The following is a 25,656-nucleotide window of genomic DNA, read 5'->3' as shown; positions in this document are numbered from 1 at the left end:
CGCCCCGCGCGGCGGGTGAGATAGTTCAGCGCGTGCGCCCCCACCCCACCTGCCCCGCGCAGTGGGTACCCGGGCCCCCTCTCCCCCACTCCTCCTGACTTCGGCGCCCTGCGCGCCCCGGTGAACCCATGAGCGAACAGCCCGACACGAACACCCCGCCCGCCGCTCCCACTCACGGAGCCCCCGCCCAGGGCGCGCCCGCCGGTCGCCCCGCCCGCAAGCGCATGGTGGACCTCGACCCCAGCGGGCAGGTCACGCAGCGTGAACCCGACCGTTCGGGCCGGCAGTTCATGAATTATTCGTTCTTCAAGCTCGACCCCGCCTTCCGCCGCCTGCCGCACGCCGAGCGCGAGGAGATCAAGGCCGAGTTCATGGCCGCCGCCGACGCGTGGCAGGCCGACGCGCCCGCCGCGAAGGGCCTCATCCAGCGCAGCTACTCGCTGGTCGGCGTGCGCGGCGACGTGGACTTCATGATCTGGCGCATGGCCTTCGACGTCCGCGACTTCCAGGACTCCCAGGCCCGCCTGAACCGCACCCGCCTGATGGGCTACCTGACCCAGCCGTACACGTACACCAGCATGAACAAACGCAGCCAGTACGTGAACCGCGTCGAGGGCAGCGGGCACGGCCTGGAAATCCTGCCCGGGCAGGGCCGCTACCTGTTCATCTACCCGTTCATCAAAACCCGCGCGTGGTACGACCTGACCCCCCACGCCCGCCAGGGCATGATGGACGAGCACATCTACGCCTCCGAGCCGTTCAAGGGCGTGCGGATCAACACCAGCTACTCCTACGGCATCGACGACCAGGAGTTCGTGGTCAGCTTCGACAGCGACCACCCGCAGGAATTCGTGGATCTGGTGCACCGCCTGCGCTACACCGAGGCGAGCAACTACACGCTGCAAGACACCCCGATGTTCACCTGCGTAAAAAAGGACCTGCAGGAGACGCTGGACGACCTCGCTTAAGCGCGGGTGATCTGGGGGGAGGTCGGGTGGCCTCTCCCCTTCTGCTGCCGTCAGTGGCCCCGCGCGTCGAGGGCGGCGCGGATCTGCCGGGCGCCCTCGATCAGGCGGGGGCCGGGGCGGCCCAGTCCACTCTCGGGAACGGCGACGACAGGCACGCCCAGGCCGCGCGCCTCGATGACCTCGGGGCGCAGTTTCTTCGCGCCGCACCACGAGCAGACGATCAGGTCCGGGCGGGCGGCGCGGACCTCGTCCAGCGTGAGGGGGCTGCTGCGCCCGGCCCGCCCGGCCAGGGCGTTCATGGCGCCCAGGCTGCTCAGCAGGTCGGTGACCCAGGAGTCGCGGGTGGCGGCGATGATGGGTTTCGGCCACCACTCGACCAGCACGCGCGCCGGGGCTGGGCTGGGGCGGTGCAGGGCGGCCAGTTCGGCCTCCAGCGCGGCGGCGACCTCCTCTCCGCGTTCCGGCAGGCCCAGGAGCGCACCCACCTGCCGGATGGTGGCGGCGGTGCCCGGCACGCTGGTCGGGTCGAGGATCACGGTGTTCAGCCCAGCGTCCTGCACGGCCTGCACGACGCGCTCCATGCCGGGCACGCTCAGGCTGGCGAGCACCAGATCCGGGCGGGCGCGGGTCAGGGCGTCCACGTCGATGTTGAGGTCCGGGCCGAGCCGGACGGCGTGCTCGATGCCGGGGGCGTCGCTGTGGCTGTCCACCGCCACCAGCCGGTCCGTGGCGTGCAGGGCGTGCAGGATGTCGGTGTTGCTGCACGTCAGGCTGGCGAGGCGCATGGAGGGCATGCCCGGCAGTCTAGGGCGCGGGGCGCGCAGGACGGAAGTGCGCGCTGGAACGGGCAAACGCCCCCTGACCGTATGGTAGGCTCGGGGGTATATGAAGAACACGTTCGCCGTCACCATGACGCTGCTGCTGGCCCTGACCATCGGCGGTTCCGTCGTCGGGTACAACATCGCCACCACTCCCCACCACAGCGAGAAGGGCGGCCACGGCGAGGAGAAAGGCGGCCACAGCGAGAGCGGCGCTCCCATGAGCCAGGAGGGCCCCAGCGCGAACAGCGCCGCGACCGGCGCCGCCGGGGCCGAGGGTGCCCTGGGGGACGTGAAGGCCGACAATGAGGGCGGCGCGCAGACCGGCGAGAACGGCGCGGCGCCCGCCAGTGGCGAGGCCGTCACCGGAGACGAGACGGTCGCCAGTCAGGAGGGATCATCCACCGACACCGACACCGCCGGTTCGACTGGTGAGCAGCCCGAAGAGACGGCCGCTGCGGCCGAGCCGCAGGGTGATGTCAGCGCCGGGGAGGAGCTCTTTGCGTCCAACTGCGCCGGGTGCCACGGCGCGAACGGCGAGGGGAACATCGGGCCCAGCCTCGTGGCGGCCAATGGCCCCAAGGACTGGACGCTGGCGCAGTTCACCACGGCGCTGCGTGAAGGCAAAACCCCCGAGAAGGAACTGGCCCCCACCATGCCCCGCTTCTCGGACGCGCAGCTGACCGACAGCGACATCGCGAACGTGCAGGCGTACATCAAGACCCTGAACTGAACCGGTCAGAGGCGGCCCTCGGATTCCCGGGGCCGCCTTTCCCTGCGCGGTGAGGTCAGATGGGGTAGTACGCGCGGGGCTGACCCTGCACGAAATCACGGGTGGGGACCCAGATCAGCGGGTTGCGTTCCTCGACTTCCGGGGGTGGGCCGTAGCGCACCAGGGATTCCACCTGCGCGAACGGCACCCACTTGACACCCACGACCTCGGGGTCGGTGGGGTCGATCTCGCCGTGGAAGGTCGCGGTGAACCGCCCGAAAAGGGCGTAGCACTCGTTGCGGGTGCCGGTCAACAGTTCGCCCTCCAGCAGACTGACGAACATCAGGTCCGTGACGGTCAGGCCGGTCTCGACGAGCACCTGACGGACGGCGGCGTCACCGAGGGTCTCGCCGGGGAGGGCCTTGCCGCCGGGCAGGCCATAGAAGATGCTGCCATCGTCCATGCGTTCCTCGACGAGCAGCAGGTGCCCGTCCCGGACGAGGTACACGTGCGCGGCACGTTTCATGGGCAGGGTGCGCGACAGGTGGCTCATGTGCCGGGCAGTCTAGCGCGACTGGCCCTGCAGCAGGCTCAGGACGTCGTCGGGCAGGCGGGCGGGTCGGTACTGCCGGTCGGTGGCGATGTGGCGGGTCTCGCCGGTGGCGAGCAGTTCCTCCCCGCGCAGAACCTCGTACGTGAAGGTCATGGTGCGCGAGCGGACGCTGCTCAGCCGCGCCACGATGCGGAGTTCGTCGTCATAGCGGGCGGCGCGGCGGTACTCGACGTTCAGACCCGAGAGCATCAGGTAGTACCCGCGCGCCTCGACCTCCCGGTACGGGAGGCCCAGGTGGTGCATCAGGTCGGTTCGGGCCACCTCGAACCACACGGGGTACGTGGCGTGGTGCACGACGCCCATCGCGTCCGTTTCCGCGTAGCGCACGCGGATGATGGTGGGTGGCCAGGGCGCCGTCTCGGACCCGGTTTCGGGCACGGTCACAGGGGGGGGCGGTCGCTGGCGTCGTGGAATTCCAGCACGGGCGTGCGGCGCAGCTTCACGTGATCGGCCACCTGCCGCTGCAGGTACCCGCGCGCGCCGCTCAGGGCGTCCAGCAGGTCTTCCATGTCGCCGGTCATGGCGCTCACGTATACGCGGGCCAGGGAATAGTCGGCGGTGACGGTCACGCGCTCGACGGTCACGATCATGGGCACGCGCGGGTCGCGCAGGCCGCCGATCGCGTCGCTGATCACGCGGGTCAGCTGCGACTGGATCTGTTCGGGTTTCACGCGCCGCTCCGGGGGGCAGGGGGGGTGGGGACTGGCATCCCGGCATGCTACGGCATCCGGGTCCGCCCTGACCTTCATGCGCGCCTCGTGGTCACGGTTCGGGCACGGGCCGGTCACGCCCCGGCGCGCACCCTGGGTGCAGTCACCGCCCGCACCACTTTCAGGCGCGGTGACCGGAGGGAGACTCGTGCTGGGGACTGGAAGGCTGGAACGCGCTGGGTGGACCCCGGGTCGCGCGGGCGTGGACGGGCAGGGCCGGACGTTTCGGGTGTCCCGGGACGCGGGGCGGCACTCGGCGCTCGTGTGCGACCTGCAACCGGTGCAGTTGCACGTCGCGGACGGCGACCTGACTGTGCCGCGCAACTGAGTGCTCCGGAAGGAGTGACCGCAGAATTCAGAGGGATGAAGTGACACCCTCCATCCCTCTGAATCGAGAGGAGCGAGTCTCCGAGAAAAACAGCGGTTGGAAGGGGCGTGTTGTCAGACGCTCAATGAAGCCGGAAAACGCTGTGACCGGAACTTCTCAGCCGGGGCGCGCGTAGCGTGGAGCATGAACCTGAACCTGCCGTTCCTGAAGAGTGATGACGCGCTGCCCGGCGGCGTGACCCGCCCGACTTGGGTGGTGCTGGACCTGAGTGGCCCCTACCCGGAGCGTCAGCCGACGAATCCGGTGGCGGGGCTGCTCAGCCGTACGGAGTCGCTGGAGGCCCTGGCGGCGCGCATCGAGAAACTGCGCGGCGCGTCGTGGCTGCATGGCGTGCTGGTGCGGTTCGGGGAGTTCACGGCCGCGCCCGCGACGGCGCACGCGATCCGGGGCCTGCTGGCCGACCTGAAACAAACGAAGCGGGTGGTGGCGTACCTGCCGCAGCTGAACATGCTGTCCCTGATCGCGGCGAGCGGCGCAGGAGAACTCGTGTCGCCGGAGTCCGCCGAGGTGAACGTCAGCGGCTTCGGGCTGGAGAGCACGTTCCTGGGCGAGTTCCTCAAGAAGCGCGGGATAGAGTTCGAGAACCTGCGCATCCGCGAGTACAAGGCGGCCCTGACGCGCTTCTCCGAGGAGCGGATGGACGACCACAACCGCGAGCAGCTTCAGGCCTACCTGTCGGGCCTGGAGGGCGCGTGGGTGCGGGACCTCGCGGCGGCGCGCGGTGTCTCCGAGGACGTGGCGGCCGGATGGCTCGCGGCGGACCTGACGAGCGCGCAGGCGGCGCTGGAGGCGGGCCTGATCACGAAGGTCGCCTACGAGGACGAACTAATCGGCCCAGCCAGCCGACCGTTCGCGGCGGTCGCGGACCTGCTGCTGCCCGCGCGGCCCGGGAAGGCGGCGAAGGCGGGGCGGGTGGCGGTCGTGCCGCTGGTCGGGGCGATCATCACCGGCAAGAGCCGCACCAATCCCATCCCGCTGCCGCTGCTGGGGGGCCCGATGGCCGGGTCGGACACGGTCGTGGCGGCGCTGCGCCGCGCCAAGGGGGACAAGACCACGAAGGCGATTGTCCTGTACGTGAACAGCGGGGGCGGCAGCGCCCTGGCCAGCGACCTGATCTGGCGCGAGGTCGCGACCAGTGAGAAGCCGGTCGTGGTCGTCATGGGCGAGTACGCCGCGTCCGGCGGGTACTACGTCGCCACGCACGCCAAGACGATCGTCGCGTCGCCGTACACGCTGACCGGCAGCATCGGCGTGGTCAGCGGCAAGCCCGTCCTGACGGAATTCAACCGCCGTCACGGCCTGAACCCCGAACGGGTCGGCCGCGACCGCGCCCTGATGTTCTCCCCGGCGCGCCCCTACAGCGACGACGAGCGTGAACACGTCGAGAAGGGCATCTTGGAGGTGTACGACCGCTTCACGACCCGCGTCGCCGAGGGCCGCAACCTCAGCAAGGAGCGTGTGAACGAGCTGGGCCGTGGCCGCATCTGGAGCGGACAGGACGCGCTGGATCGCGGGCTGGTGGACGAACTGGGCGACCTGCGCACCGGCCTCACCCGCGCCCGGGAACTCGCGGGCCTCCCTGCGGACGCGCCCGCGTGGAACGTCACGCCGAAGAACCACGGGCCCCTCCCGGAGTTCGCGCAGGAGGCCGCGCAGGCCGCCCGCGTCACCGTCTGGCCATTCGGCGGGGAACGCGTGCTGACGTGGTTCGATCAGGAGATCAAAGTGCGCTGACGCGGGCAGTAGGGAGTGGGAAGTGGTGAGTGGAAGGGCGATACCCCCGACCCACTCACCTCTTCCCGTTTACGCCTGCGTGGTGGCCTCGTACGCGTCGATCTGGCGGCGGATGACGTTCAGGCTGCCCTCCCAGAAGTCCGGGGCGTGCAGGTCGATGCCGAAGCGCGCGGCGAGGGCCAGCGGCGTGGCCTGCCCGGTCGCGGCCAGCAGGGCGTCGTAGCGGGCCTGGAAGTCCGCCTCCTGCCCCTGGGCGCGGGCCTGCTCGTACTGAGCGTACAGGCCCAGGCCGAACAGCAGCCCGAAGGTGTACGGGTAATTGTAGAAGCTGCGGCCGTAGTAGTGCGGCTTGACGGCCCACATGTAGGGGTGGGGGGTGTTCAGGGCGTCGCCGTACGTGTCGCGCTGCGCCTGCACCATCAGGGTGTTGAAGTCGCTGGGGTTCAGGTCGCCCGCGGCGCGGCGTTCGAAGACGGCCTTCTCGAACAGGAAGCGGCTGTGGATGTCCACGACGACCTGCGCGTGACCCATCAGCTGCGTTTCCAGAACGTACAGGCGCTCCGGGCCCTGCGCGCTCTGCAGCGCGGCGTTCTGGATGATCGTCTCGCAGAAGATGCTGGCGGTCTCCGCGAGGGTCATGGGCGTCTCCTGCTGGAGGGGGTCCAGGCCGCCGAGCTGCACGTTGTGGTACGCGTGGCCCAGTTCGTGCGCCAGGGTGCTGACCGAGTCCAGGCTGGGGTCGTGGTTCATCAGGATGCGGCTGTCGGCGCCCTGCCACTTCATGCAGAACGCGCCGCTGCGTTTGCCGTCGCGGGGGCCCGCGTCGATCCAGCGCTCACCGAAGGCGCGGGCGGCGAAGTCCCCCAGGGCGGGGCTGTACGCGCGGAACTGGCGTTCCACGAACGCCTCCCCCGCGGCGTAGTCCCAGTGGGTGTCGCTCTGGCCCACCGGGGCAAACAGGTCCCACCAGTCCAGCTGCGTCTTGCCGAGGTGGCGGGCCTTGGCGCGGAAGTAACGGCGGAAGTCCGGCAGGGAGCGGACGACGGCGGCCTGCATGGCGTCCAGCGTCTCGCGGTCGATGCCGTTGCTCAGGAGGCTGGGCGCGACGACGTCCGTGAAGCCGCGCCGGGCGGCGAGGGTGCCCTCCTCCCCTTTCACGCCGTTCATGCAGGCAGCGAAAACGGTCTCCTGGGTTTTCCAGGCGGCGATCTCGGCGTGGTAGGCGTCCTCGCGCACGCCTGCGTCGGGGTCGCTGGCCAGGGCGCGCAGGGCGGTCACGGGCAGGGACTGGCCGCGGTACTCGCCCGACAGGGTGCTGGAGACGTTGCCGTGCAGTTTGCTCCAGCCGCCGCCGCTGGCCGGGTGCAGCCGCGCGGCGAGGTCCTCCTCTGGTGGGGTCATCTGGTACCGGGCGAGCTGCGCGGCGCGGCGCAGCCGGTGTTCGTGCGCGCGGGCGGCGGCACTCTGGTCCAGCAGGTCGGTCAGGGCCGCGTCGTCCAGGCCGCCCAGCCACGCGGTCAGGCGCGAGCCCAGCGGGCCTAGCGGCAGGGTCAGGGTGGTCAGGGCGGCCATGCGGGCCTGCGCCGCCTCGTCGCGGCTGTCGGTGGTCACGAAGGCGTACACGTAGGCGCGCAGGCGGCCCAGGCGGGTCAGGACGGCGTTCAGGTCGCCCATCACCGCGTCCACCGCGCCCGGGGTGACGGGCGATCCGGCGCGCACGGCGTGGGCGTCGAACAGGGCCTCCAGGGCCTGCACGTCCTGGCCCAGGGTGCTCAGGTCGCGCTCCAGCTGCGGGTCGTTCAGGCTGGCGTACAGGTCGTCGGTGCGCCAGCGGGGCATCTCGGTTGTGGTCACGTTCCGGAGTGTACGGCGCCCCCCTGGCGCGGCGGTAAGCCAATTGGCGCACCGGGAGCGGGCGTGCCATGCTGGTGAGGTCTTCAGTTCGTGGTCTGTACAGCGTCGCCGGTGGCGACTGGAACAGCGGGGCATTAGTTGATAAAACAAGTCCACTTTTTCCGGAGGTTCCCATGCGTACCCGACTCACCCTGACCGCCACCCTGGCCCTCGCCGCGCTCGGCAGCGCCCACGCCGCCACCACCCTGACCGTCTTCATGGGCAGCCAGCAGCGCCCCGAGATATTCCAGCCCATCTTCGACCGCTTCGAGAAACAGAACCCCAATGTCAGGATCAAGATCGAGACCGGCGGCGCCACCAGCGAAGCCCAGAACCAGTATCTCACCACCGTGCTGGCCGCCAAGGACAACACCCTCGACCTCTTCCTGATCGACGTGGTCCGCACCGCCACCTTCGCCGCCGCCGGCTGGGCCGAACCGCTCGACGCGTACCTGCCCAGCAAGGACACGTACCTGAAAGCCTTCCTGCCCGGCCCGGTCGCCGCCGCCAGCGTGGGCGGCAAGCTGTACGCCATGCCCGCCTTCACCGACGCGCAGTTCCTGTACTACCGCAAGGACCTCCTCGAGAAGTACAAGGCCAAGGTGCCCAGAACCTGGGATGAACTCGCCGCGACCGCCGCGCGCATCCAGAAGGCCGAAGGCGGCAGCCTGCAAGGCTTCAACTTCCAGGGCGCGCCCATCGAGGGCACCGTGTGCAACTTCCTGGAGATGACCTGGACCGGCGGCGGCAGCGTGGGCGACGTCACGGGCCCCGCCGCCAAGCAGGGCCTGGGGTTCCTGGTGAACGCCGTGAAGACCAAGCTTGCGCCCGCCGCCAGCGCCGAGATGAAGACCGATGACTCCCGCCAGCAGTTCCAGGCCGGGAACGTCCTGTTCGGCCTGAACTGGAGTTACGCCTGGGCGCACTTCCAGGGCAACAGCCCCCAGCCCACCAAGGTCAAGGGTGACGTGGGCGTCGCCGCACTCCCCGCCTTCGGGAAGAACGCCAGCGCCACCTGCACCGGCGGCTGGGAATGGGGCCTGAACGCCTACAGCCGCAACAAGGCCACCGCCGTGAAACTCCTGCAGTTCATGTCCAGCAACGACGTGCAGCGCGAGATGGCCGTCAAGGGCGCGTACCTGCCCGTGCGCAAGAGCCTGTACAACGACAAGGCCGTGCTGGCCGCCAACCCGCACTTCAAGGCGCTGTACCCTATCGTCACGAAAGCCCGCCCGCGCCCCGTCACGCCCGCCTACCCGCGCGTCAGCGAGATCATCCGCAACAACGTCTCCGCCGCCGTCGCGGGCAGCAAGAGCGTGGACGCCGCGCTGAACGACATGAAGCGTGACCTGGAACCGCTGCTGAAGTGATTCGGATTCCGTCTGTTTCTTTGACAGATCGGCACTACACCGATCTGTCAACTCCACGCCCGGAATCCTCACCGCTCCTGCTCGCATCCGCTCGGATTGAACGGTTTTTCCAAACCATTCAATCGGAGTCCGTATGACCCCACCCCTGAATCCCACTCCCTCCCGCCGGGTTCGCCGTGAACCCGGCGAGGGCCTGCTGGCCTTCTTCCTGCTGCTCCCGGCGGCGGCGCTCCTGCTGGGTGTGCTGCTGTTTCCCATGCTGACCACCTTCCGCGACAGCCTGTACCTGAACAAGCTGACCGAACCGTGGCTCACGGGCTTCGTGGGCCTCAAGCAGTACGCGCAGATGCTCGGCGACGCCCGCTTCGGCGCGGCGCTGCGCAACACGCTGTTCTTCGGCGTTCTGACGGTCGGCGGGTCGTTCCTGGTGGGCGTCCCCATGGCGCTGGCCGCGCACCTGCCCAGCCGCGCGCGGGACGTGGCCCGCGTGGCCCTGCTACTCCCCTGGGCGATGCCGCCGGTCATCACGGGCCTGATCTTCGCGTGGCTGTTCAACGCGCAGTACGGCGTGTTCAACGACCTGCTGGTCCGCGCGGGCATCATTCAGGAACCGCTGCGCTGGCTCAGCACGCCCGGCCTGAGCGTCCTGGCGATGGTCCTCACCATCGTCTGGAAGACGAGTTCCTTCGTCGCGCTGATCGTCCTGGGCGGCCTCCAGGGCATCCCGAAGGAGATGATCGAGGCGGCGCAGGTGGACGGCGCGACCCCCACCCAGACGTTCTTCCGGGTGATCCTGCCGCTGCTGGCCCCCAGCCTCGCCGTGGCGTTCATCTTCCGCACCATCAGCGCCGTGCAGGTCTTCGACATTCCCTACACGTTCATCCAGCAGGCGCCCGCGCAGGGCCTGCTGGAGACGCTCGGCGTGTACATCTACCGCACGGGCATCGAGTTCCTGGACTTCGGGTACGCCGCCGCGCTCAGCGTGGCGCTGTTCGCACTGAGCCTGGCCGTGACCGCCGTGTACGTCCGCTTCGTGCGGGACGGAGGCAACTCGTGAGTGGCGACACCAGCCCCCAGCGCCTCACGCCAGCGCAGCGTGCCGGACGGTACGCCGCGCTGGCCGCCCTGATCGTCGGCGGGTTCTTCCCGTTCATCTGGATGGTCCTCACCAGCCTGAAATCCGAGGGCGAACTCCAGAAGTTCCCGGTGCAGTACCTCCCGTCAACACTGGACTTCAGCAACTACGCCCGGGTGTTCAGCGAGCAGCCGTTCGCGCAGTTCTTCCTGAACTCCCTGACCGTCAGCCTGCTGAGCACCGTGCTGTGCATCGCCGCCGCCGTGCCTGCCGCGTACGCCCTGGCCCGCCTGAACCTGCGCGGGCGTGGGCTGCTCATGACCGCCGTCGTGACGTTCAGCATGCTCCCGGTCGTCAGCCTGCTCGTGCCCATGTTCCGCCTGATGCGCGGCGCGAACCTGCTGAACACCTACCCCGCGCTGATCCTGCCCTACGCCGCCCTGAGCCTCCCCATCGGCATCCTCACGCTCGTGGCGTTCTTCAGCGCCATCCCACGCGACCTCGAAGCGGCCGCCATGGTGGACGGCACCACCCGCGTCGGCGCGCTGACCCGCGTCGTCCTGCCCCTCTCGACGCCCGGCGTCGTCACGGCCGCGCTGCTGGTCTTCGTGAACTCCTGGAACGAATTCCTGCTCGCCCTGAGCTTCAACACCAAACTGTCCATGCGCACCGTGTCCGTCGGCGTGACCCTCTACCAGGGCGAATTCGCGTTCCCCTGGCCACTGATCGCCGCCGCCGTCGTCGTCGCCACTGTGCCCCTCGTGCTGCTGATCGCCATCTTCCAGCGCCGCTTCGTCGCGGGCCTCACCGCCGGCGGCGTGAAGGCGTAGCCGGGAGATGGTTCATAGTCAATGGACCCACCCCACTCCCCACTGCCCACAACCCACTGCCCTCCCCTTCAGGTGACCTATGACCAATCCTTCCCAGTCCGAATTCCTGTGGTTTCTTCAGCTGTCGCGTGACGGCGAGTTCATCGGGACAAAGGAGAAACCGCCGCGTAAGCCGACCCTGGCTTACCTGCAGTCGCTGATCAGCACGGCGGGCGAGGCGGGGTTCGAGGCGCTGCTGACCGCCACGAACTATCACAGTGAGCACGAGAACTACACGGCGGCGGTGGCGGCGCTGGCGCGCAGTGCGCCGACCGATCCGGCGCTGCTGATCGCGGTGCGGCCGGGGATGTTCCATCCGGCGATGTACGCGAAGATGCTCGCGACGCTGCAGAACCTGTTCCCGGGTCGGGTGCGGGTGAACATCGTGACCGGGAGCAGTCCCGCCGAGAACGCCATGTACGGGGACCGCGAGGATCACGGCAGGCGCTACGAGCGGACGCGGGAGTTCATGCAGATCCTGCGGCAGCTGTGGACTGCGGCGCCGCCGCAGTCGTTCAGCAGTGACCTGTACGCCTTCGAGAACGCGGTGCTGGACCCGGCGCCCGTGCAGCCGATCCCGCTGTACTTCGGCGGGGCGTCCCCGGTGGCGCAGGGGATCGCGGCGGATCTGGCGGACGTGTACCTGATGTGGGGTGAGCGCGAGGACATGCTTCAGGAGCGCCTGAGCCAGATGCGGGCGCTGGAGGCGCAGACGGGCCGCCCGCTGCGCTACGGGCTGCGGACGCACGTGATCGTCCGCGAGACGGAAGCCGAGGCCCGCAAAGCCGCCGAGCGTCTGATCAGCCGCGTGGACCCGGAGGTGCGGGCGGCGTTCGTGGCGAGTCACGCGCACGTGGACGGCGTGGGCCAGAAACGCCAGATCGACATGCTGAAGGGCCTGGACGCGGACCTGATGGTCGAACCCGGCCTGTGGGCGGGCGTGGGGATGGCCCGCAGTGGCGTGGGCGTCGCCATCGTCGGCGATCCGCAGCAGGTAGCGGCGAAGATCCGCCGCTACGAGGACATGGGCTTCAGTTCGTTCATCTTCAGCGGCTACCCGCATCTGGAGGAGGCGCGCCGCTTCGGGGAACTGGTCATGCCACTTCTGAAGGGCGGGACGCGCGAGGAACGCGCGATTCACACGGACAGGGTCGCGCCGGTCGCCTGACCCAGGTCAGTTCAGCAGGAGCCCCGGTCATATGCGACCGGGGCTCCCCTTATCTCTGGCGTCAGCTGGCGCGCAGGATGATGTGTTCGAGGCGTTCGGCGACGTTCACGAGGTGGTCGCCGAGCCGTTCGAGGTTGCGGGCCATGCGGCCGGCGGTCAGGGCGACGTCGGTGTCCTCGGGCCGTTCGAGCAGGCGGGTGAGGCTGGCGCGCTGCATCTGTTCGTACAGGGCGTCCACCTGTTCGAAGTCCAGGCGCATGACGTCGCGGGCGGCGTGCAGGTCGCGTTCCGCGAAGGCGTACGAGAGCCGTTCGAGCATCTGCGTCAGCAGTCGCACGAGGGGCAGGGCGTCCTGGAGGGTGGCGCTGCGGGTGCGGGGCGCAAAGGTCTCCAGGTCGCGGGCGACGTTGAAGGCGTAGTCGCCCACGCGCTCAAGGTTCGTCAGGCTGCGGAAGACCATGAGGTGGAACGCGAGGTCGTCCTCGGTCAAGGGGGTGGCGAAGGCCTGGAGGCACAGGTCTTCCAGTTCACGTTCCAGGGCGTCGGTCTCGGCCTCGAGGCGTTCGGCGCGGGCGGTGAGCCCGGCGAATTCGGCGCGTTCGTTCGCGTCCCGGACAGCGTCGAGCTGCTCGAGGGTGATGCTGAGCATCCGCAGGAAGCGCGCGGTGATGGTGGCCACCGGGCCGGTCGCGGGTGCGCCGGTCGGGTGGGGGGTGGGGGATGCGCCGCCGTCCATGCCGCCCAGTATCCTGCCGCGTTGTGATGAGGTGGTCAAGGCAGGGCTGACGTGGCGTTCACCGATGCGGACCTCCCCCGCCGGTGGGGGTGGAGGGGCGGGTGGTCAGCGGTGGGTGCGGACGGGCCCCAGGGGCGTGTATCCGGCGGCGCGCAGCGCGGCGCGCAGGTCGTCCGGGGTGGCGGCGTGATGGGGGCGGGCCTGGAGGGTGAGGTCGCCGAGGCTGGCGACGGGCCAGCTCTGCACCGTCCAGCCGTCGAGCTGCGGGGCCTGTCCACTGGGGGCGATGACTTCCAGGCTGTACAGGGGCAGGTCGGGCCCGGGGGCGGCAGGGTGAGTCTGCCGGGCGAGGGGCTGGAGGTCGGGGGTGAGGGGGAAGCGGGCCGTGGGGCGCAGGGTGGCAGTCATGGGGGGACCTCGTGGGGGGCGCGGCCGGGGGTGGCCGGTGATGCCTCCAGCGTGCGCCTGTGCAGGGGGGCCTGACCATCGGTGGGGACGCTGCCGCTGCCCCCTTGCATCGGTTTTCCCGATGCCGGGCAGGGTGGGCGCGGCCTACACTGGGGTATGCATCGGATTCCGTTTGTTTCGCCAACAATCCGGAACTTCACCGGATTGCCGGCTCCACGTCCGGAACCCGCTTCTCTCCTACTCGCATCCGCTCGGATGGAATGGTCTTTGCAGCCCATTCCATCGGAGTCCGTATGACCTCCGCGCGCCCCTCCCCCACCGGCCTGCCGTCGCTGGCGCAGCTGCGCGCCCTGCTGGCGGTGGCGGACGCCGGGGGCTTCAGCGAGGCGGCGGCGGAACTGGGCGTGTCGCAGTCCACGCTCAGCGAGGCGATCAGCAAACTGGAGGCGCTGGCGGGGCGGCCCCTGCTGCGCCGGGGGCGCACCGGCACGGTCCCCACCCCGGCGGGCGAACGGATGCTGACGCACGCCCGCGCGGCGGTGCAGTCGGCGGGCGACGCACTGCTGGCCGCGCAGGAGGACACGCAGCTGCGCGGCGTACTGCGGGTGGCGTCGTTCCGCTCGACGGCCACGCACCTGCTGCCGCCCGCGCTGGCGGCGTTCCGGGCGCAACATCCGGGCGTGACCGTCCGCCTGATGGACGGCGAGACGGAGGGTGGCGGGCAGGAACTCGTGCGGCGCGGGCAGGCGGACGCCGCCATCGTGATCGAGGAGAACTGGACCGACCTGCGCCTGACCCCGCTGGTCATGGACGAGTACCTCTTCGTGGCGCCCGCCCACCGGGGCACGAATCCCGTCACGCCGGACGACCTGGGGGGGCCGCTGCTGCTGGCCCCGGGGCCGAACTCCTGTAACCTGCGGGTGATGGGGTACCTGCGCCGCTGCGGCGTGCAGCCGGGGCGCGTGACCGAGATCGGCGAGGACAGCGTGATCCTGGGCATGGTCGCGCACGGGCTGGGCGTCAGTGTGATGCCCCGGCTGGCGCTGGAACCGCTGCCCGACGGGCTGGTGGCTCTGCCCCTGCCCGAGCGGCTGATGCGGCCGCTGGCACTGGCGACCCTGCCGCACCGCGCGAACCTGCCGGTGATCCGGGCGTTCACGGACGCGCTGCTCGCGGCGCTGCACCGGCCCCACGCGCCCGCGCCGGACCCGGCGGCCGCGTTGCCGGGTGGGGCTTCTCTGCTACATTGAAGCGCATGACGACCCTGTGTTGCCTCCGCTAGCGGCCCACGCGCAGCCCAGCGTCCGTGACCGCGCCCCCGACTGTGTGGCGCGGTCTTTTTATTGCCGGTATTTACTCGTCCTACAGGAGACTCCATGACCCAGCGTCCCAGCGAAGCCCGCCTGCCCGATCCGAACATCGTCCTGTACGACACCCTGACCCGCCAGAAGGTCACCTTCGAACCGACCACGCCCGGCCGGGTCGGCATGTACCTGTGCGGCCCGACCGTGTACAGCGACGCGCACCTGGGCCACGCGAAGAAGGAGGTGGCGTTCGACGTGATCCGCCGGGCGTTCACGCACTTCGGGTACAAGGTGCGGTACGTGGCGAACATCACCGACGTGGGCCACCTCCAGAACGACTCCGACGACGGCGAGGACAAGATGCTCGCCCGCGCCCGCCTGGAGCAGCTCGAACCCATGGAGGTCGCGGACAAGTACATGTGGTCGTTCGTGAAGGACATGGAGGCCCTGAACGTCCTCAAGCCCAGCATCAACCCCCGCGCGACCGGACACATCGGCGAGCAGATCGCGCTGATCGAGGAACTCATCGCGCGCGGGCACGCCTACGAGTCGGCGGGCAGCGTGTACTTCGACGTGCGCTCCTGGCCCGAGTACGGCAAGCTGTCGGGCCGCAAGCTGGACGACCAGGAGGAAGGCGTGCGCGAGGCGGTCCGCGAGGAGAAACGCGACCCGCGCGACTTCGCGCTGTGGAAGAACGCCGAACCCGGGCACATCATGCGCTGGGAGTCCCCCTGGGGCGTGGGCTTCCCCGGCTGGCACATCGAGTGCTCCGCCATGAGCCTAAAGTACCTGGGCGAGGGTTTCGACATTCACGGCGGCGGGCTGGACCTGCAGTTCCCGCACCACGAGGCCGAGATCGCGCAGGCCGAGGCCGCCGGGCACGCGTTTGCACGCTACTGGATGCACAACAACATGCTGACCATCGGCGGCGAGAAGATGAGCAAGAGCAAGGGCAACTTCCTGACCATTCAGGATGTCCTGGCGCAGCACGACGCGATGGTGGTGCGTTTCCTGCTGGTCGGCAGCCACTACCGCTCGATTACCGAGTTCAGCGACGCCGCCTTCGAGTCGGCCCGCAGCGGCTACCGCCGCCTGACCGAGGCGCTGCACGAGGTCGAACGCCGCATCCCGAACGCACCCGCCGGGCAGAACGCCGCGCTGGACGCCAGGATCGCCGCGCACGTCCAGGCGTTCGAGGACGCCCTGCGCGACGACTTCAACACGCCCAAGGCCGTCGCAGCGCTGTTCGGCCTGACCACTGACCTGAACGCCGCGATGAACACCGGCGAGGTCCCACGCGGCACGCTGGAGGCCGCCCACGCCGCCTACCGCGACCTGGGCGGCGAGGTCCTGGGCCTCTTTGCGGGCGGCAGCGGCCCCGCGCAGAGCGACGACTCGCAGGTCGTCAGCGCCCTGATGGATCTGGTCCTGAAGGCGAGACAGAACTACCGACTGAACAAGCAGTACGCCGAGGCCGACGAACTACGCGGCACCCTCGCGAGGGTCGGCGTGACCGTCGAGGACACCAAGGACGGTGTCCGCTGGAAACGTTAACCGCACAGCCATTCCTGAAGAGTGGCCACGCCGCATGAGTCGGCCATGACAGAAGCCCCCCATTCAGGCTGACCCGACTGTCAGGAATCTGCAAGCCTGCTCCCTTACCATGAAAGGCGAGCGGTGACCAACACCACCCTCATCCTTCCCTCCGACGGGCACGCCACCTCCCCCCCTGGGCGTGCCCTTCTTCATGCCGCGCCCGGAAGGTAAACCCGCCCCCAGCCTGCCCTCACCTGCCCGCAGGGGCGAGCAGTACACTCCGGATCATGCTGCCCCCGCTCGTCAAACAGGTGCTCGACAACTTCAACTTCGACGTCGACCCCGACCTCAGCCGCGAGGAGAACACCGAGGACGTCATCAAGAGCGCCGCCCTGCTCGCCGGGGCGATCAGCGTCGAACCGATCCCCTTCGCGGACATCCTGCTCATCACACCCATCCAGGCCAAGATGGTCCTCCACATCGGCAAGATCTACGGGCACGACATCAGCCCCGAACGCGCCCTGGAAATCGCGCGGGAACTCGGCGTGACCGTCGCGTACGGCATCGCCGCGCGGCAGGTCATGCGCGGCCTGGCCAAACTGGCCCTGCCGGTCATCGGCGGCCTGATCACCGCGCCCGCCGTGTACGGCTGGACCTTCGCACTGGGCCGCCTCGCGCAGAACTACTTCGAACGCCGCCTCCAGGGCCTCCCCGACAGCCGGCAGGCGCAGGTGCAGGTCGTGCAGGAAGCCAAACGCGACGCCAGAAAGGTGCTCCCCACCGCACAGGACTTCAGCGACCTTGCCAGCGAACTCAGAAAACGCGCCGAGCAGAAGAAATAGACTCTCCAGCAGCGCGGCCGAGGGGTGGCCGACACCACACACCCCTCGGCCTGATCCTGCTCGTCCCTTTTGGCAGGGGCAGAATCCTTCGCTCCGCTCCTGCTTACGGCGGTGCTCTTACTGCAGGTCGAAGTCCATGACGGGAGGTTTCTGTGCGGCGCCGGGCTCTTCTGGCGTCTCCTGCTGGGCGCTGGCTTCGGTCGGTGCGTCACTGGACGCGGCGCCCGCGGGCGCCGCCCGCAGGACGTTCGGGATGGCGACGGGGCCGCTGCGGTCCATGGGCTGATGGGGCTGGCCGGGGCGGGTCCACTGGGCGGTCGCGGCGGGTCCACCGAGGCGGGGGGTGGGGGGTGGGGTGGCGGCGGCGCGGGCGGCGCGGAGGATGCCGTCGACCTCCTGGGTGCTGAGCAGGCCCTTGGTTTCCAGGACGCTGAGGATGCCGAGGACAGTCTTGCGGAGAAATTCGGCTTCCACGGCGGGGTCTTTGGGGGCGGCGGAGGTCTTGCGGGGGCCGGTCATGCCCTTTAGGGTAGCGCGCGACTGCTCCCCACGCGGTGACATCAGGCGTTCTGCGCTGCGGGCCGGGAGGGGGCGCAGCTTACCGCACGGGTGGTATTCTGTTTTCTGTCTGAAAGCGTGGTGTGAATGGTCACCCACACGGCGTAACGTTCGCCCTACTGTGTTGGCGAGACGGGGCTGAGACGTCGAGGAGGTTTGGATGTACCGAGGAAGAGAGGGGCAGTGGGCGTTCCTGCTTCACCGCCTGTCGGGGCTGGCAATTCTGTTTTACCTGATGCTGCACGTGTTCAGCATCGGGTCGTTCATGTTCGGTGAGCGCTTCTACATGGCGATTCACGAGACGTACGACCTCGTTCCGTTCCGGATCGGGCTGCTGTTCGTGACGGCGGGCGTGGTGTACCACGCGTTCAACGGGCTGCGCATCATCATGATGGACTTCACGGGCTTCGGCGTGGCGTACCAGCGGCAGATGTGGTACGGCGTGCTGGCGATCAGCGTGCTGGCCTTCGTGGGTTCGGCGTGGGTGGTCGTGCCGCGCATCCTAGGAGGGTACTGATGATCCGCGCCCGGACCTTCACGGACGCGCGTCAGCAGGCGCACAGCAACGCGGAACTGAACTGGTGGATCTTCATGCGGATCAGCGGTCTGATCCTGGTGTTCCTGATCCTGGGGCACATCTACATGACGTTCATTCAGGTCAGTGAGTCCGACGCGACCTTCGACGCGGTCGTGAACAAACTGGCGAGCCCCGCGTGGAAGTTCTACGACTGGCTGATCCTGACACTGTCGCTGCTGCACGGCGCGAACGGCGCCCGGTACTCCATCGAGGACTACGTGCGCAGCCGCCCGAACCGCGCGTGGGTGAAGGGTGTGTTCTACACCGTGATTGCGCTGCTGTTCACGTTCGGCACGGTGGGCCTGTTCTCCATCTGAGTTCTTGTTCTGGGCTGCCGCTGTCTGGCGCAGCCCGTAAAGGAAGTTGACTATGCATCATCGTTATGACGTTCTGGTGGTGGGGGCGGGCGGCGCTGGCCTGATGGCGGCGCTGTACGCCGCGAAAGGCAACGTAAGCGTGGCCTGCATCAGCAAGCTGTACCCCACGCGGTCGCACACCGGCGCGGCGCAGGGCGGGATCGGCGCGGCGCTCGGGAACGTGCAGGAAGACCACTGGGAATGGCACATGTTCGACACCGTCAAGGGCGGCGACTACCTGACCGACCAGGACGCTGCCGAGGTGTTCGCCAAGGACATCATCGACGCCGTGTACGAGCTCGAGCACATGGGCCTGCCCTTCTCGCGCACGCCGGAAGGCAAGATCGCGCAGCGTAAGTTCGGCGGGCACACCCGTGACTTCGGGAAGGCCGCCGTCGAGCGCAGCTGCTACGCGAAGGACCGCACGGGTCACATGATCCTGCAGACCCTGTACCAACAGAACGTGAAGGCGGGGACGACGTTCTTCAACGAGTTCCACGTCACGGACCTGCTGATCGAGGATGGGCGCTGCCAGGGCCTCGTCGCGTACGAACTCTCGACGGGCGAACTGCACACCTTCCACGCGAAGGCCGTGATTCTCGCGGCAGGCGGCTACGGGCGCGTGTTCAAGATCACCTCGAACGCGCTGACCCTGACGGGCGACCTCATGAGCATCTACTACCGCAAGGGCCTGCCGCTGGAGGACATGGAGTTCTACCAGTTCCACCCGACCGGTCTGGCGAAGCTGGGCATCCTGGTCACGGAAGGCATCCGCGGCGAGGGCGGCATCCTGCGCAACGACAGCGGCGAGCGTTTCATGGAACGCTACGCGCCGACCATCAAGGACCTCGCGCCGCGTGACATCGTGTCGCGGAGCATCATCACCGAGATCCGCGAGGGCCGCGGCGTGGGCCGCGACAAGGACGCCGTCAACATCGACCTGACCCACCTGCCGCGTGAAGTGATCGAGGGCAAACTGGCCGAGATCACCGACCTGGCCCGCACGTACCTGGGCATGGACCCCGTCAAGGACCTCGTGCCGATCCAGCCGACCGCGCACTACGCGATGGGCGGCATCCCCACGAACCTCGACGGCCTGTGCCTCAGCGACGGGTCCGGCGGCACCGTGGAAGGCCTGTACGCGGCCGGTGAGCAGGCCTGCGTGTCCCTGCACGGCGCCAATCGCCTGGGCACAAACAGCCTCGGTGACCTCGTGGTGTTCGGCCGCCGCGCCGGGATCGCCGCCGCGAAGTACGCCCGTCAGGTCGAGTACCCCGACATGCCCGAAGCCGGGGACGCCCAGCGCGAGAGCGTGGACCTGTTCGAGCGCCTGCGCAACGGCAGCGGCAAGGAAAACGCCGCCGCGATCCGCAAGGAACTGCAGGAATCCATGATGAACAACGTGGGCATCTTCCGCAACGGGAAGGACATGGCCGCGCAGGTGGACATCATCAAGGAACTCAAGGCCCGCTACCAGGGCGTGACGGTCTCCGACCCGAGCCGCCGTTACAACAGCGAACTGGTCGAGGCGATGGAACTGGGCTTCATGCTCGACTGCGCCGAGGCCATGACCGCCAGCGCCCTCAACCGCACCGAGTCGCGCGGCGCGCACGACCGCGAGGACTACACCGAGCGCAACGACGCGGACTGGCTGAAGCACACCATGGCGTACAAGAACCTGAACAAGGCCGACGACGTCATCATCGGGTACAAGCCCGTGGCCCTGAAGGGCTTCACGCGGGCTTTTGAACCCAAACCCCGCGTGTACTGACGCGGTGGAAGGAATCTCCATGACCCAGACCCATGCACAAGCCAGCAGCGCGCCCGTCAGCGCGAGCGTGCCCATGCTGCAACTGAAAGTCAAAGTCCTGCGCTTCGACCCTGAAAAGGACAAGAAGGCGTACTGGACGACGTACGACGTGGAAGCCCAGGCGGGCGACCGCGTGCTGGACGTCATCAACCACATCAAGTGGTACCTCGAACCCAGCCTGACGTTCCGCCGCTCCTGCATGCACGGCATCTGCGGCAGCGACGCCATGCTCATCAACGGCCGCAACCGCCTCGCCTGCAAGACCCTGGTGCGCGACGTCGCCAAGAGCGGCGGGACCATCACCGTAGAACCCATCCGCGGCCTGAAGGTCGAGAAGGACCTGCTGGTGGACATGGAGCCGTTCTTCGACTCCTACAAGGCGATCATGCCGTACTTCATCAACGAGTCCCCGGCCCCTGCCGCCGAGCGCATCCAGTCTGAGGAAGAAGCCGAGCGCATGGCGCACTCCTCGAACTGCATTCTGTGCGCGTGCTGCACGACCAGCTGCCCGATCTTCTGGGTGAACGGCTCGTACCTGGGCCCCGCCGCGATCGTGCAGGCGCACCGCTTCATCTTCGACACCCGCGACGAGGCCACGCAGCAGCGCCTGGGAATCATGAACCAGAACACCGGCGTGTGGCGCTGCCGCACCGCGTACAACTGCACGGAAGCCTGCCCGCGCGACATCCCGATCACGCAACTGATCGAGGAAGTCAAACGCGCCGTCATGTACGGCCAGGCGTAATCTGACCTTCTGAGCCCCGCCCCGCCTGTCGGCAGGCGGGGCTTTTTCGTGGGCGGTGCGGGAGTGTACCGTGGGTCATGACCGACGCCCTGCCCCGGCCGTCCTCCCCGCGCGTCATTCCCACCGTGCCCGGCCCGCCCGTGATCGGCAGCATCACGCAGCTGTTCCCGCACCGGCTGCGCGCCTTCCTGACCGCCGCGTACCGCGAGCATGGCCCGGTGTTCAACGTGACGGGCCTGGGACAGACGTACACGGTGCTGGCCGGGCCGGAAGCGAACGTGTGGACCGTGAAGGACGGGCACCGCCACCTGCGTTCCCTGGAGGCGTGGCGGCCGAACGATCAGGCGTTCGGGGTGCAGCGCTCCATGATCAGCGTGGACGGCCCGGAGCACCGCACCTTCCGCCGGGCCGAGTCGCGCACGTACACCCGCTCGTACCTGGGCGCCAACCGGCACCGGGCCCTCTCGGTCGTGGCGGAAGATCTGGCGCCGCTGCGGGCGGGGGATGACCTGCCGGTGGCGGCGTTCTGCAAGGCCGTGATCACCGAGCAACTGGCGCGGGTGGTCGTGAACGGCACGGCGCGCCCGTACCTGAGCGACCTGCTGAGCTTCGTGCAGAACACCCTGATGGTCCGCGTGACCCGGCAGCGTCCGCCGCTGGTCGAGCATCTGCCGGGCTTCCGCCGGGCGCGGGCGCGGAGCCTGGGCATGGTGGAGGCCCTGATCGAGGAGCACCGCCGCGTTCCACCCGAACAGGCCGGGCGCGACCCGGACCTGATCGACGACCTGCTGGCCGCGCAGGCGGCCGACCCGGCGTTCTGGTCGGACCTGGACCTGCGCATGGCCGCCATGGGCGCGTTCATCGCGGGGATGGACACGGCCGCGAACACCCTGGCGTTCGTGCTGTACCGGATCGGGCAACACCCGGGCCTGGTGCCCGCACTGGTCACCGAGGCGGACGCAGCATTCCAGGACGGACCGCCCAGTCTGGAGGCGCTCGGCGCGCTGCCGCACCTGCACCGGTTCATGCTGGAGTGCCTGCGCCTGCATCCCATCGCACCTGCCATGACCCGCACGGTCACGCAGGACTTCGAGTTCGCAGGTTACCGCGTGCCGCAGGGGCGGCGGGTGATCGTCGCCACGACCGTCCCGCACGAGCTGGACGAGTGCTTCACGGCCGCGGGCACCTTCGACCCGGAACGCTTCGCGCCGGGCCGAATGGAACACCGACGCCCCGGGGTCTTCGCTCCGTTCGGACTGGGCACCCACATCTGCGCGGGCAGCGGCATGGCGGAGGGCCTGATCCTGCTGAACCTCGCGGCCATCCTGCGCACCCTGGATCTGCGCGGCGACCCCACCTACGTGCTGCGCGAGGTGGCCCGCCCCACCGCTACCCCCGACGACCGCCTGACCCTGCGCGTGACGGGCGTGCGGCACCCGGCGGTCAGTCTGCTCGCCTGAACCCCTACACGCTCAGCGGTTCGAGGCTCCGCACAGGCTTCCCCGCCTGCCGCGCGTACGCGATCTCCCGGCGGGTCGACTCCCCCACGTACCCGCCGGGGTTGACGACGAGCACCTCGTCCGCGAGGTCGATCTTGCGCAGGTGCAGTTCACCCAGGCGCTCCAGCGCGGCGGCCCGCTCGGCGCTGCTCAGGTGCGCCAGGGCGTCCTCGTCGCGCTGGCGGTGACTGCCGACACTCAGGACGATCCGGCCTGCCAGCGTCTCGGCCAGCGACGCCGCATCGAACTCGGCCAGGAAGCGCACGCTGCCGCACAGGCACACCACGCGCGGCCTCTCCCCCACCAATGCGCTCATTCGGCATCCGTCCACTTTGACGACCACCCGGCACCCCACCGGGTTGTCGTCTTCATTCCCAGATGCCGCCTCACTCCCACTCGCATCCGCTCGGGTTGAACGATTCTGCAAACCTTTCAACCGGAGGCTCCATTCAGAACTGGAGGGCGTAGCGGGTGCCCACCCCGTCGAAGCACTCGCCGATGCCGCGCTCCTGAGCGTCCACGGTCAGGGTGCAGGTCAGCAGGGCGGGCGGATCACCCTCGGCTCGGGCGATCAGGTTCCCGGTGAAGGCGGGCACCGGGCGGCCCCCCTCGACGCGGGTGCCGCCACCCGTGAAGGTGCTGCCGTCCGTACCGCTGCTCGCGCCGAACGCCACGCTGAAGCCCAGCCCGCCGGGCAGCGCGCCGCCCCCGAGCAGGTACGTGCGGCCCACGTACGTGCGCCCGCCGATGCGGATGGTCGCGTTGTCCGGCGCGAACGGGTCACCCAGGCGGGGCGTGAGGGTCCCGCGCGTAAAGGTCACCGTGCCCTCCTCACCCGTGCGGGTATTCACGATGCGCCCGGTCTGCGGGGCAGTCACGGCCGGGGCGCACGCGCCGAGGACGGAGGCGAGCAGGGCCGCGCCGAGCAGGGCAGGAGGCTTCATGCGTCCAGTGTAGCCCTGACGGTTCCGCTCAGCGGGCGACAACCTCATGGATTTCCAGGACGTTCGGACCGCTGAAGGCGTCCTTGGGGAGGGTGCCGCTGCGGGCGTGCCCCTGCCGGAAGGCGTCGCTGGTCGTCCAGGCTTCGAAGGCCTCGTGGGACTCCCAGAACGTCAGCACCACGAACGGGTCGCCGTCCCGGGTGGGGCGCAGGACGTGGTTGGCGATGAAGCCGGGCATGCCGTCCACCAGTCCGGCCCGCTCGCGGAAACGCGCCTCGAACGCGTCGTGGTACTCGGGTTTCACGTGGATGCGGTTAGCAACGCTGATCATGGGAGCCCTCCAGTCACTGGGCGAAGTCGTGGATGAACTGTTCCTGCTGCGCCGTTTCGATGGCGTTCGGGCTGCGGGTCTCGCGGACCAGGGCGATGGCGCCCTCGGCGTTCAGGCCACCCTGCACGAGCAGGCACGCGGCGGTCAGGCCCGCGCGGCCCAGGCCGCCCCGGCAGTGCACGACGACGCTGCGCCCGTCGAGCAGGTGGGTCATGAGTTCGTCCACGTACGCGGCGAAGTCACGCGGGTCGTGCGGCGCGTGCCCGTCGGGGATGGGGTACGGCGCGACCTCGATGCTGTATTCGTGGGCGGCGTCGTGGTAGCCGTCCATGCCGAGCAGGTCGAACTCGAAGTCCTCGATCAGCGGCGCGATGACGTTCGTGCCCTGCTGCGCGAGGGTCTGCATGTCCTCTTCGACGCTGCGGTCGTGGGTGACGCCCGGCTGGTACACGCTGCCGCCCTTCTTGCCGGGCGCGAAGGTCAGGCCCAGACGGCCGGGCCACAGGCCGGTGGGAATCCAGTCCACGCGGATGGGGTTGACGGCGCTGGTCACGCGCGGCCTCCGGTGGCCACAGGCTCGGGGGCGGCCCCTCGCCTTTCTTGATTCGCCGTCACAGGATGACCTGCTCAGCCAGCCAGCGGGCGGCGTCCATGGCGTGGTACGTGATGATGGCGTCCGCGCCGGCGCGGCGCATGCCGGTCAGGGTTTCCAGGACGGTGCGGCGTTCGTCCATGAACCCGGCGGCGGCGGCGGCCTTGATCAGCGAGTACTCGCCGCTGACGTTGTACGCCACGACGGGCAGGTCGAATTCGCGCTTGAGGAGGTTCAGGACGTCCAGGTACGCCAGGGCGGGTTTGACCATCAGGGTGTCCGCGCCCTGCTCGGCGTCCAGGCGGGCCTCGCGCAGGGCCTCGCGGTAGCCTCCGGCGGGATCCATCTGGTAGGTGGCGCGGTTGCCGACACTGGGGGTACTGCCGGCCGCGTCGCGGAAGGGGCCATAGTAGGCGCTGGCGTACTTCACGGCGTAGCTCATGACGGGTACGTGCGTGAAGCCCGCGTCGTCCAGCGCCGCGCGGATCGCGGCGACCTGTCCGTCCATCATGGCGCTGGGCGCGATCACGTCGGCGCCCGCGCGGGCCTGGGACACGGCGGTCTGCGCGAGCAGGGCGAGGCTGGCGTCGTTGTCGACCGTCCAGGCGTCCGCGCCGCTCAGGCCGGGCACCTCGCACAGCGGGCCGCAGTGGCCGTGGTCGGTGTACTCGCACAGGCAGGTATCCGCGATGACGTTGATGCCGGGCACGCTGGCCTTGATCGCGCGGGTGGCCCGCTGGATGATGCCCTCCTCGGCGTACGCCTGGGTGCCCACGGCGTCCTTGTGGTCGGGAATGCCGAAGAGGATCACGCTGGGCACGCCCAGGGCCAGAGCCTCGCGGGCCTGCTGGACGGCACTCTCGATGGAGTGGCGCTGCACGCCGGGCATGGTGGCGATGTCGGTCACGGTATCCCGCTCGTGCACGAAGATCGGGTGGATGAACTGGCTGGGGTGCAGGTGCACCTCGCGGGTCAGGGCGCGCAGGGCGGGCGTGCGGCGCAGGCGGCGGGGACGGTCCATGCCCGTACGCTACCGCGCGCGCGGCGGGACGAATGCAACGGACCTCCGGGGCATGAAAAAGCTCCCCGGGGTGGGGAGC

General features: G+C 69.2%; 29 protein-coding genes. 16 read left to right on the top strand and 13 right to left on the bottom strand.

The features are described 5' to 3' along the window. The first annotated feature begins 128 nt into the window (after positions 1–128). Positions 129–968, top strand: a complete 840-nt coding sequence (locus tag SY84_RS14515) for a chlorite dismutase family protein (protein ID WP_046844594.1) — start codon at positions 129–131, stop codon at positions 966–968. 50 nt (positions 969–1,018) lie between these two features. Here the strand turns inward: SY84_RS14515 and SY84_RS14510 are convergent, their stop codons facing one another. Then, positions 1,019–1,753, bottom strand: coding sequence for a helical backbone metal receptor (locus tag SY84_RS14510; protein WP_046845290.1), 735 nt, complete (start codon positions 1,751–1,753; stop codon positions 1,019–1,021). A 100-nt stretch (positions 1,754–1,853) separates the two neighbouring features. Between SY84_RS14510 and SY84_RS14505 the strand changes: the two genes are divergently transcribed. Continuing rightward, positions 1,854–2,519, top strand: a complete 666-nt coding sequence (locus SY84_RS14505) for a c-type cytochrome (RefSeq protein WP_046844593.1) — start codon at positions 1,854–1,856, stop codon at positions 2,517–2,519. A 55-nt stretch (positions 2,520–2,574) separates the two neighbouring features. Here the strand turns inward: SY84_RS14505 and SY84_RS14500 are convergent, their stop codons facing one another. From SY84_RS14500 to rbfA, 3 genes are all read right to left on the bottom strand, one after another. Then, the gene (locus SY84_RS14500; RefSeq protein WP_046844592.1) at positions 2,575–3,051 is read right to left on the bottom strand and encodes an NUDIX domain-containing protein; all 477 of its coding nucleotides are present in this window, start codon (positions 3,049–3,051) and stop codon (positions 2,575–2,577) included. A 12-nt stretch (positions 3,052–3,063) separates the two neighbouring features. Then, a complete protein-coding gene (locus tag SY84_RS14495; RefSeq protein WP_245621445.1) occupies positions 3,064–3,414 on the bottom strand; it encodes an acyl-CoA thioesterase in 351 nt (116 codons plus the stop codon). Between the two features lie 77 nt (positions 3,415–3,491). Next, positions 3,492–3,782, bottom strand: coding sequence for a 30S ribosome-binding factor RbfA (gene rbfA / locus SY84_RS14490; protein WP_046844591.1), 291 nt, complete (start codon positions 3,780–3,782; stop codon positions 3,492–3,494). Positions 3,783–3,969: 187 nt separating this feature from the next. Here rbfA and SY84_RS16585 point away from each other — a divergent pair, with 187 nt between their 5' ends. Further along, entirely contained in the window at positions 3,970–4,149 is a 180-nt protein-coding gene (locus tag SY84_RS16585) for a hypothetical protein (RefSeq protein ID WP_157883009.1), read from the top strand. Between the two features lie 183 nt (positions 4,150–4,332). Then, complete coding sequence (locus SY84_RS14485; protein ID WP_046844590.1) at positions 4,333–5,943, top strand: S49 family peptidase; 1,611 nt, start codon at positions 4,333–4,335, stop codon at positions 5,941–5,943. 69 nt (positions 5,944–6,012) lie between these two features. Here SY84_RS14485 and SY84_RS14480 read toward each other — a convergent pair whose 3' ends face one another. Beyond that, the gene (locus tag SY84_RS14480; protein ID WP_046845288.1) at positions 6,013–7,782 is read right to left on the bottom strand and encodes a M3 family oligoendopeptidase; all 1,770 of its coding nucleotides are present in this window, start codon (positions 7,780–7,782) and stop codon (positions 6,013–6,015) included. Positions 7,783–7,970: 188 nt separating this feature from the next. On the opposite strand from SY84_RS14480, the gene SY84_RS14475 reads away from it, so the two are divergent. From SY84_RS14475 to SY84_RS14460, 4 genes are all read left to right on the top strand, one after another. Continuing rightward, a complete protein-coding gene (locus SY84_RS14475) occupies positions 7,971–9,206 on the top strand; it encodes an ABC transporter substrate-binding protein (RefSeq protein WP_052751192.1) in 1,236 nt (411 codons plus the stop codon). A 133-nt stretch (positions 9,207–9,339) separates the two neighbouring features. After that, on the top strand, positions 9,340–10,263 hold the full coding sequence (locus SY84_RS14470) for a carbohydrate ABC transporter permease (protein ID WP_081424619.1): 924 nt from the start codon (positions 9,340–9,342) through the stop codon (positions 10,261–10,263). Next, positions 10,260–11,111 (top strand): carbohydrate ABC transporter permease, encoded by an 852-nt coding sequence (locus tag SY84_RS14465; protein WP_046844589.1) that lies wholly within the window; start codon positions 10,260–10,262, stop codon positions 11,109–11,111. The genes SY84_RS14470 and SY84_RS14465 overlap by 4 nt, the downstream gene beginning before the upstream one ends. 79 nt (positions 11,112–11,190) lie before the next feature. Next, positions 11,191–12,318, top strand: a complete 1,128-nt coding sequence (locus SY84_RS14460) for an LLM class flavin-dependent oxidoreductase (RefSeq protein WP_046844588.1) — start codon at positions 11,191–11,193, stop codon at positions 12,316–12,318. A 61-nt stretch (positions 12,319–12,379) separates the two neighbouring features. Here the strand turns inward: SY84_RS14460 and SY84_RS14455 are convergent, their stop codons facing one another. Further along, positions 12,380–12,967, bottom strand: coding sequence for a phosphate signaling complex PhoU family protein (locus SY84_RS14455; RefSeq protein WP_046845285.1), 588 nt, complete (start codon positions 12,965–12,967; stop codon positions 12,380–12,382). Between the two features lie 192 nt (positions 12,968–13,159). Continuing rightward, a complete protein-coding gene (locus tag SY84_RS16070) occupies positions 13,160–13,462 on the bottom strand; it encodes a hypothetical protein (protein WP_052751191.1) in 303 nt (100 codons plus the stop codon). Positions 13,463–13,755: 293 nt separating this feature from the next. Here SY84_RS16070 and SY84_RS14445 point away from each other — a divergent pair, with 293 nt between their 5' ends. From SY84_RS14445 to SY84_RS14435, 3 genes are all read left to right on the top strand, one after another. Next, on the top strand, positions 13,756–14,712 hold the full coding sequence (locus SY84_RS14445; RefSeq protein WP_046844587.1) for a LysR family transcriptional regulator: 957 nt from the start codon (positions 13,756–13,758) through the stop codon (positions 14,710–14,712). Between the two features lie 126 nt (positions 14,713–14,838). Then, positions 14,839–16,320: a cysteine--tRNA ligase gene (gene cysS / locus SY84_RS14440; RefSeq protein ID WP_046844586.1), complete on the top strand. Its 1,482-nt coding sequence runs from the start codon at positions 14,839–14,841 to the stop codon at positions 16,318–16,320. Between the two features lie 269 nt (positions 16,321–16,589). Continuing rightward, positions 16,590–17,144, top strand: coding sequence for a YcjF family protein (locus tag SY84_RS14435; protein ID WP_046844585.1), 555 nt, complete (start codon positions 16,590–16,592; stop codon positions 17,142–17,144). Positions 17,145–17,261: 117 nt separating this feature from the next. On the opposite strand, the gene SY84_RS14430 is transcribed toward SY84_RS14435, so the two are convergent. Then, positions 17,262–17,663 (bottom strand): hypothetical protein, encoded by a 402-nt coding sequence (locus SY84_RS14430; RefSeq protein WP_046844584.1) that lies wholly within the window; start codon positions 17,661–17,663, stop codon positions 17,262–17,264. A gap of 199 nt (positions 17,664–17,862) precedes the next feature. Here SY84_RS14430 and sdhC point away from each other — a divergent pair, with 199 nt between their 5' ends. The 5 genes from sdhC to SY84_RS14405 all read left to right on the top strand — a co-directional run bounded on the left by sdhC (position 17,863) and on the right by SY84_RS14405 (position 22,650). Then, positions 17,863–18,219: a succinate dehydrogenase, cytochrome b556 subunit gene (gene sdhC / locus SY84_RS14425; protein WP_046844583.1), complete on the top strand. Its 357-nt coding sequence runs from the start codon at positions 17,863–17,865 to the stop codon at positions 18,217–18,219. Then, on the top strand, positions 18,219–18,596 hold the full coding sequence (locus SY84_RS14420; protein WP_046844582.1) for a succinate dehydrogenase hydrophobic membrane anchor subunit: 378 nt from the start codon (positions 18,219–18,221) through the stop codon (positions 18,594–18,596). The genes sdhC and SY84_RS14420 overlap by 1 nt, the downstream gene beginning before the upstream one ends. 52 nt (positions 18,597–18,648) lie before the next feature. Then, a complete protein-coding gene (gene sdhA, locus SY84_RS14415; protein WP_046844581.1) occupies positions 18,649–20,406 on the top strand; it encodes a succinate dehydrogenase flavoprotein subunit in 1,758 nt (585 codons plus the stop codon). Positions 20,407–20,425: 19 nt separating this feature from the next. Further along, positions 20,426–21,190, top strand: coding sequence for a succinate dehydrogenase iron-sulfur subunit (locus tag SY84_RS14410; RefSeq protein WP_046844580.1), 765 nt, complete (start codon positions 20,426–20,428; stop codon positions 21,188–21,190). A 77-nt stretch (positions 21,191–21,267) separates the two neighbouring features. Beyond that, positions 21,268–22,650 carry a cytochrome P450 gene (locus SY84_RS14405; protein WP_046844579.1) on the top strand — a complete coding sequence of 461 codons (1,383 nt, stop codon included), beginning with the start codon at positions 21,268–21,270 and terminating at the stop codon, positions 22,648–22,650. A 4-nt stretch (positions 22,651–22,654) separates the two neighbouring features. On the opposite strand, the gene SY84_RS14400 is transcribed toward SY84_RS14405, so the two are convergent. The 5 genes from SY84_RS14400 to hemB form a co-directional block, all read right to left on the bottom strand. Continuing rightward, on the bottom strand, positions 22,655–23,005 hold the full coding sequence (locus SY84_RS14400) for a hypothetical protein (protein ID WP_081424618.1): 351 nt from the start codon (positions 23,003–23,005) through the stop codon (positions 22,655–22,657). A 133-nt stretch (positions 23,006–23,138) separates the two neighbouring features. Next, positions 23,139–23,633 carry a hypothetical protein gene (locus SY84_RS14395; protein ID WP_046844578.1) on the bottom strand — a complete coding sequence of 165 codons (495 nt, stop codon included), beginning with the start codon at positions 23,631–23,633 and terminating at the stop codon, positions 23,139–23,141. A gap of 28 nt (positions 23,634–23,661) precedes the next feature. Then, positions 23,662–23,964: an antibiotic biosynthesis monooxygenase family protein gene (locus SY84_RS14390; protein ID WP_046844577.1), complete on the bottom strand. Its 303-nt coding sequence runs from the start codon at positions 23,962–23,964 to the stop codon at positions 23,662–23,664. A 13-nt stretch (positions 23,965–23,977) separates the two neighbouring features. Then, positions 23,978–24,517, bottom strand: a complete 540-nt coding sequence (locus tag SY84_RS14385; protein WP_046844576.1) for a cyclin-dependent kinase inhibitor 3 family protein — start codon at positions 24,515–24,517, stop codon at positions 23,978–23,980. Between the two features lie 58 nt (positions 24,518–24,575). Continuing rightward, positions 24,576–25,577 (bottom strand): porphobilinogen synthase, encoded by a 1,002-nt coding sequence (gene hemB, locus SY84_RS14380; protein ID WP_046844575.1) that lies wholly within the window; start codon positions 25,575–25,577, stop codon positions 24,576–24,578. Positions 25,578–25,656: the final 79 nt, after the last annotated feature.

It is taken from the genome of Deinococcus soli (ex Cha et al. 2016), assembly GCF_001007995.1.
GTDB lineage: Bacteria > Deinococcota > Deinococci > Deinococcales > Deinococcaceae > Deinococcus > Deinococcus soli.
Note: the sequence above shows the minus strand (reverse complement) of the source record. Positions and strands in the feature narration are given on the sequence as shown.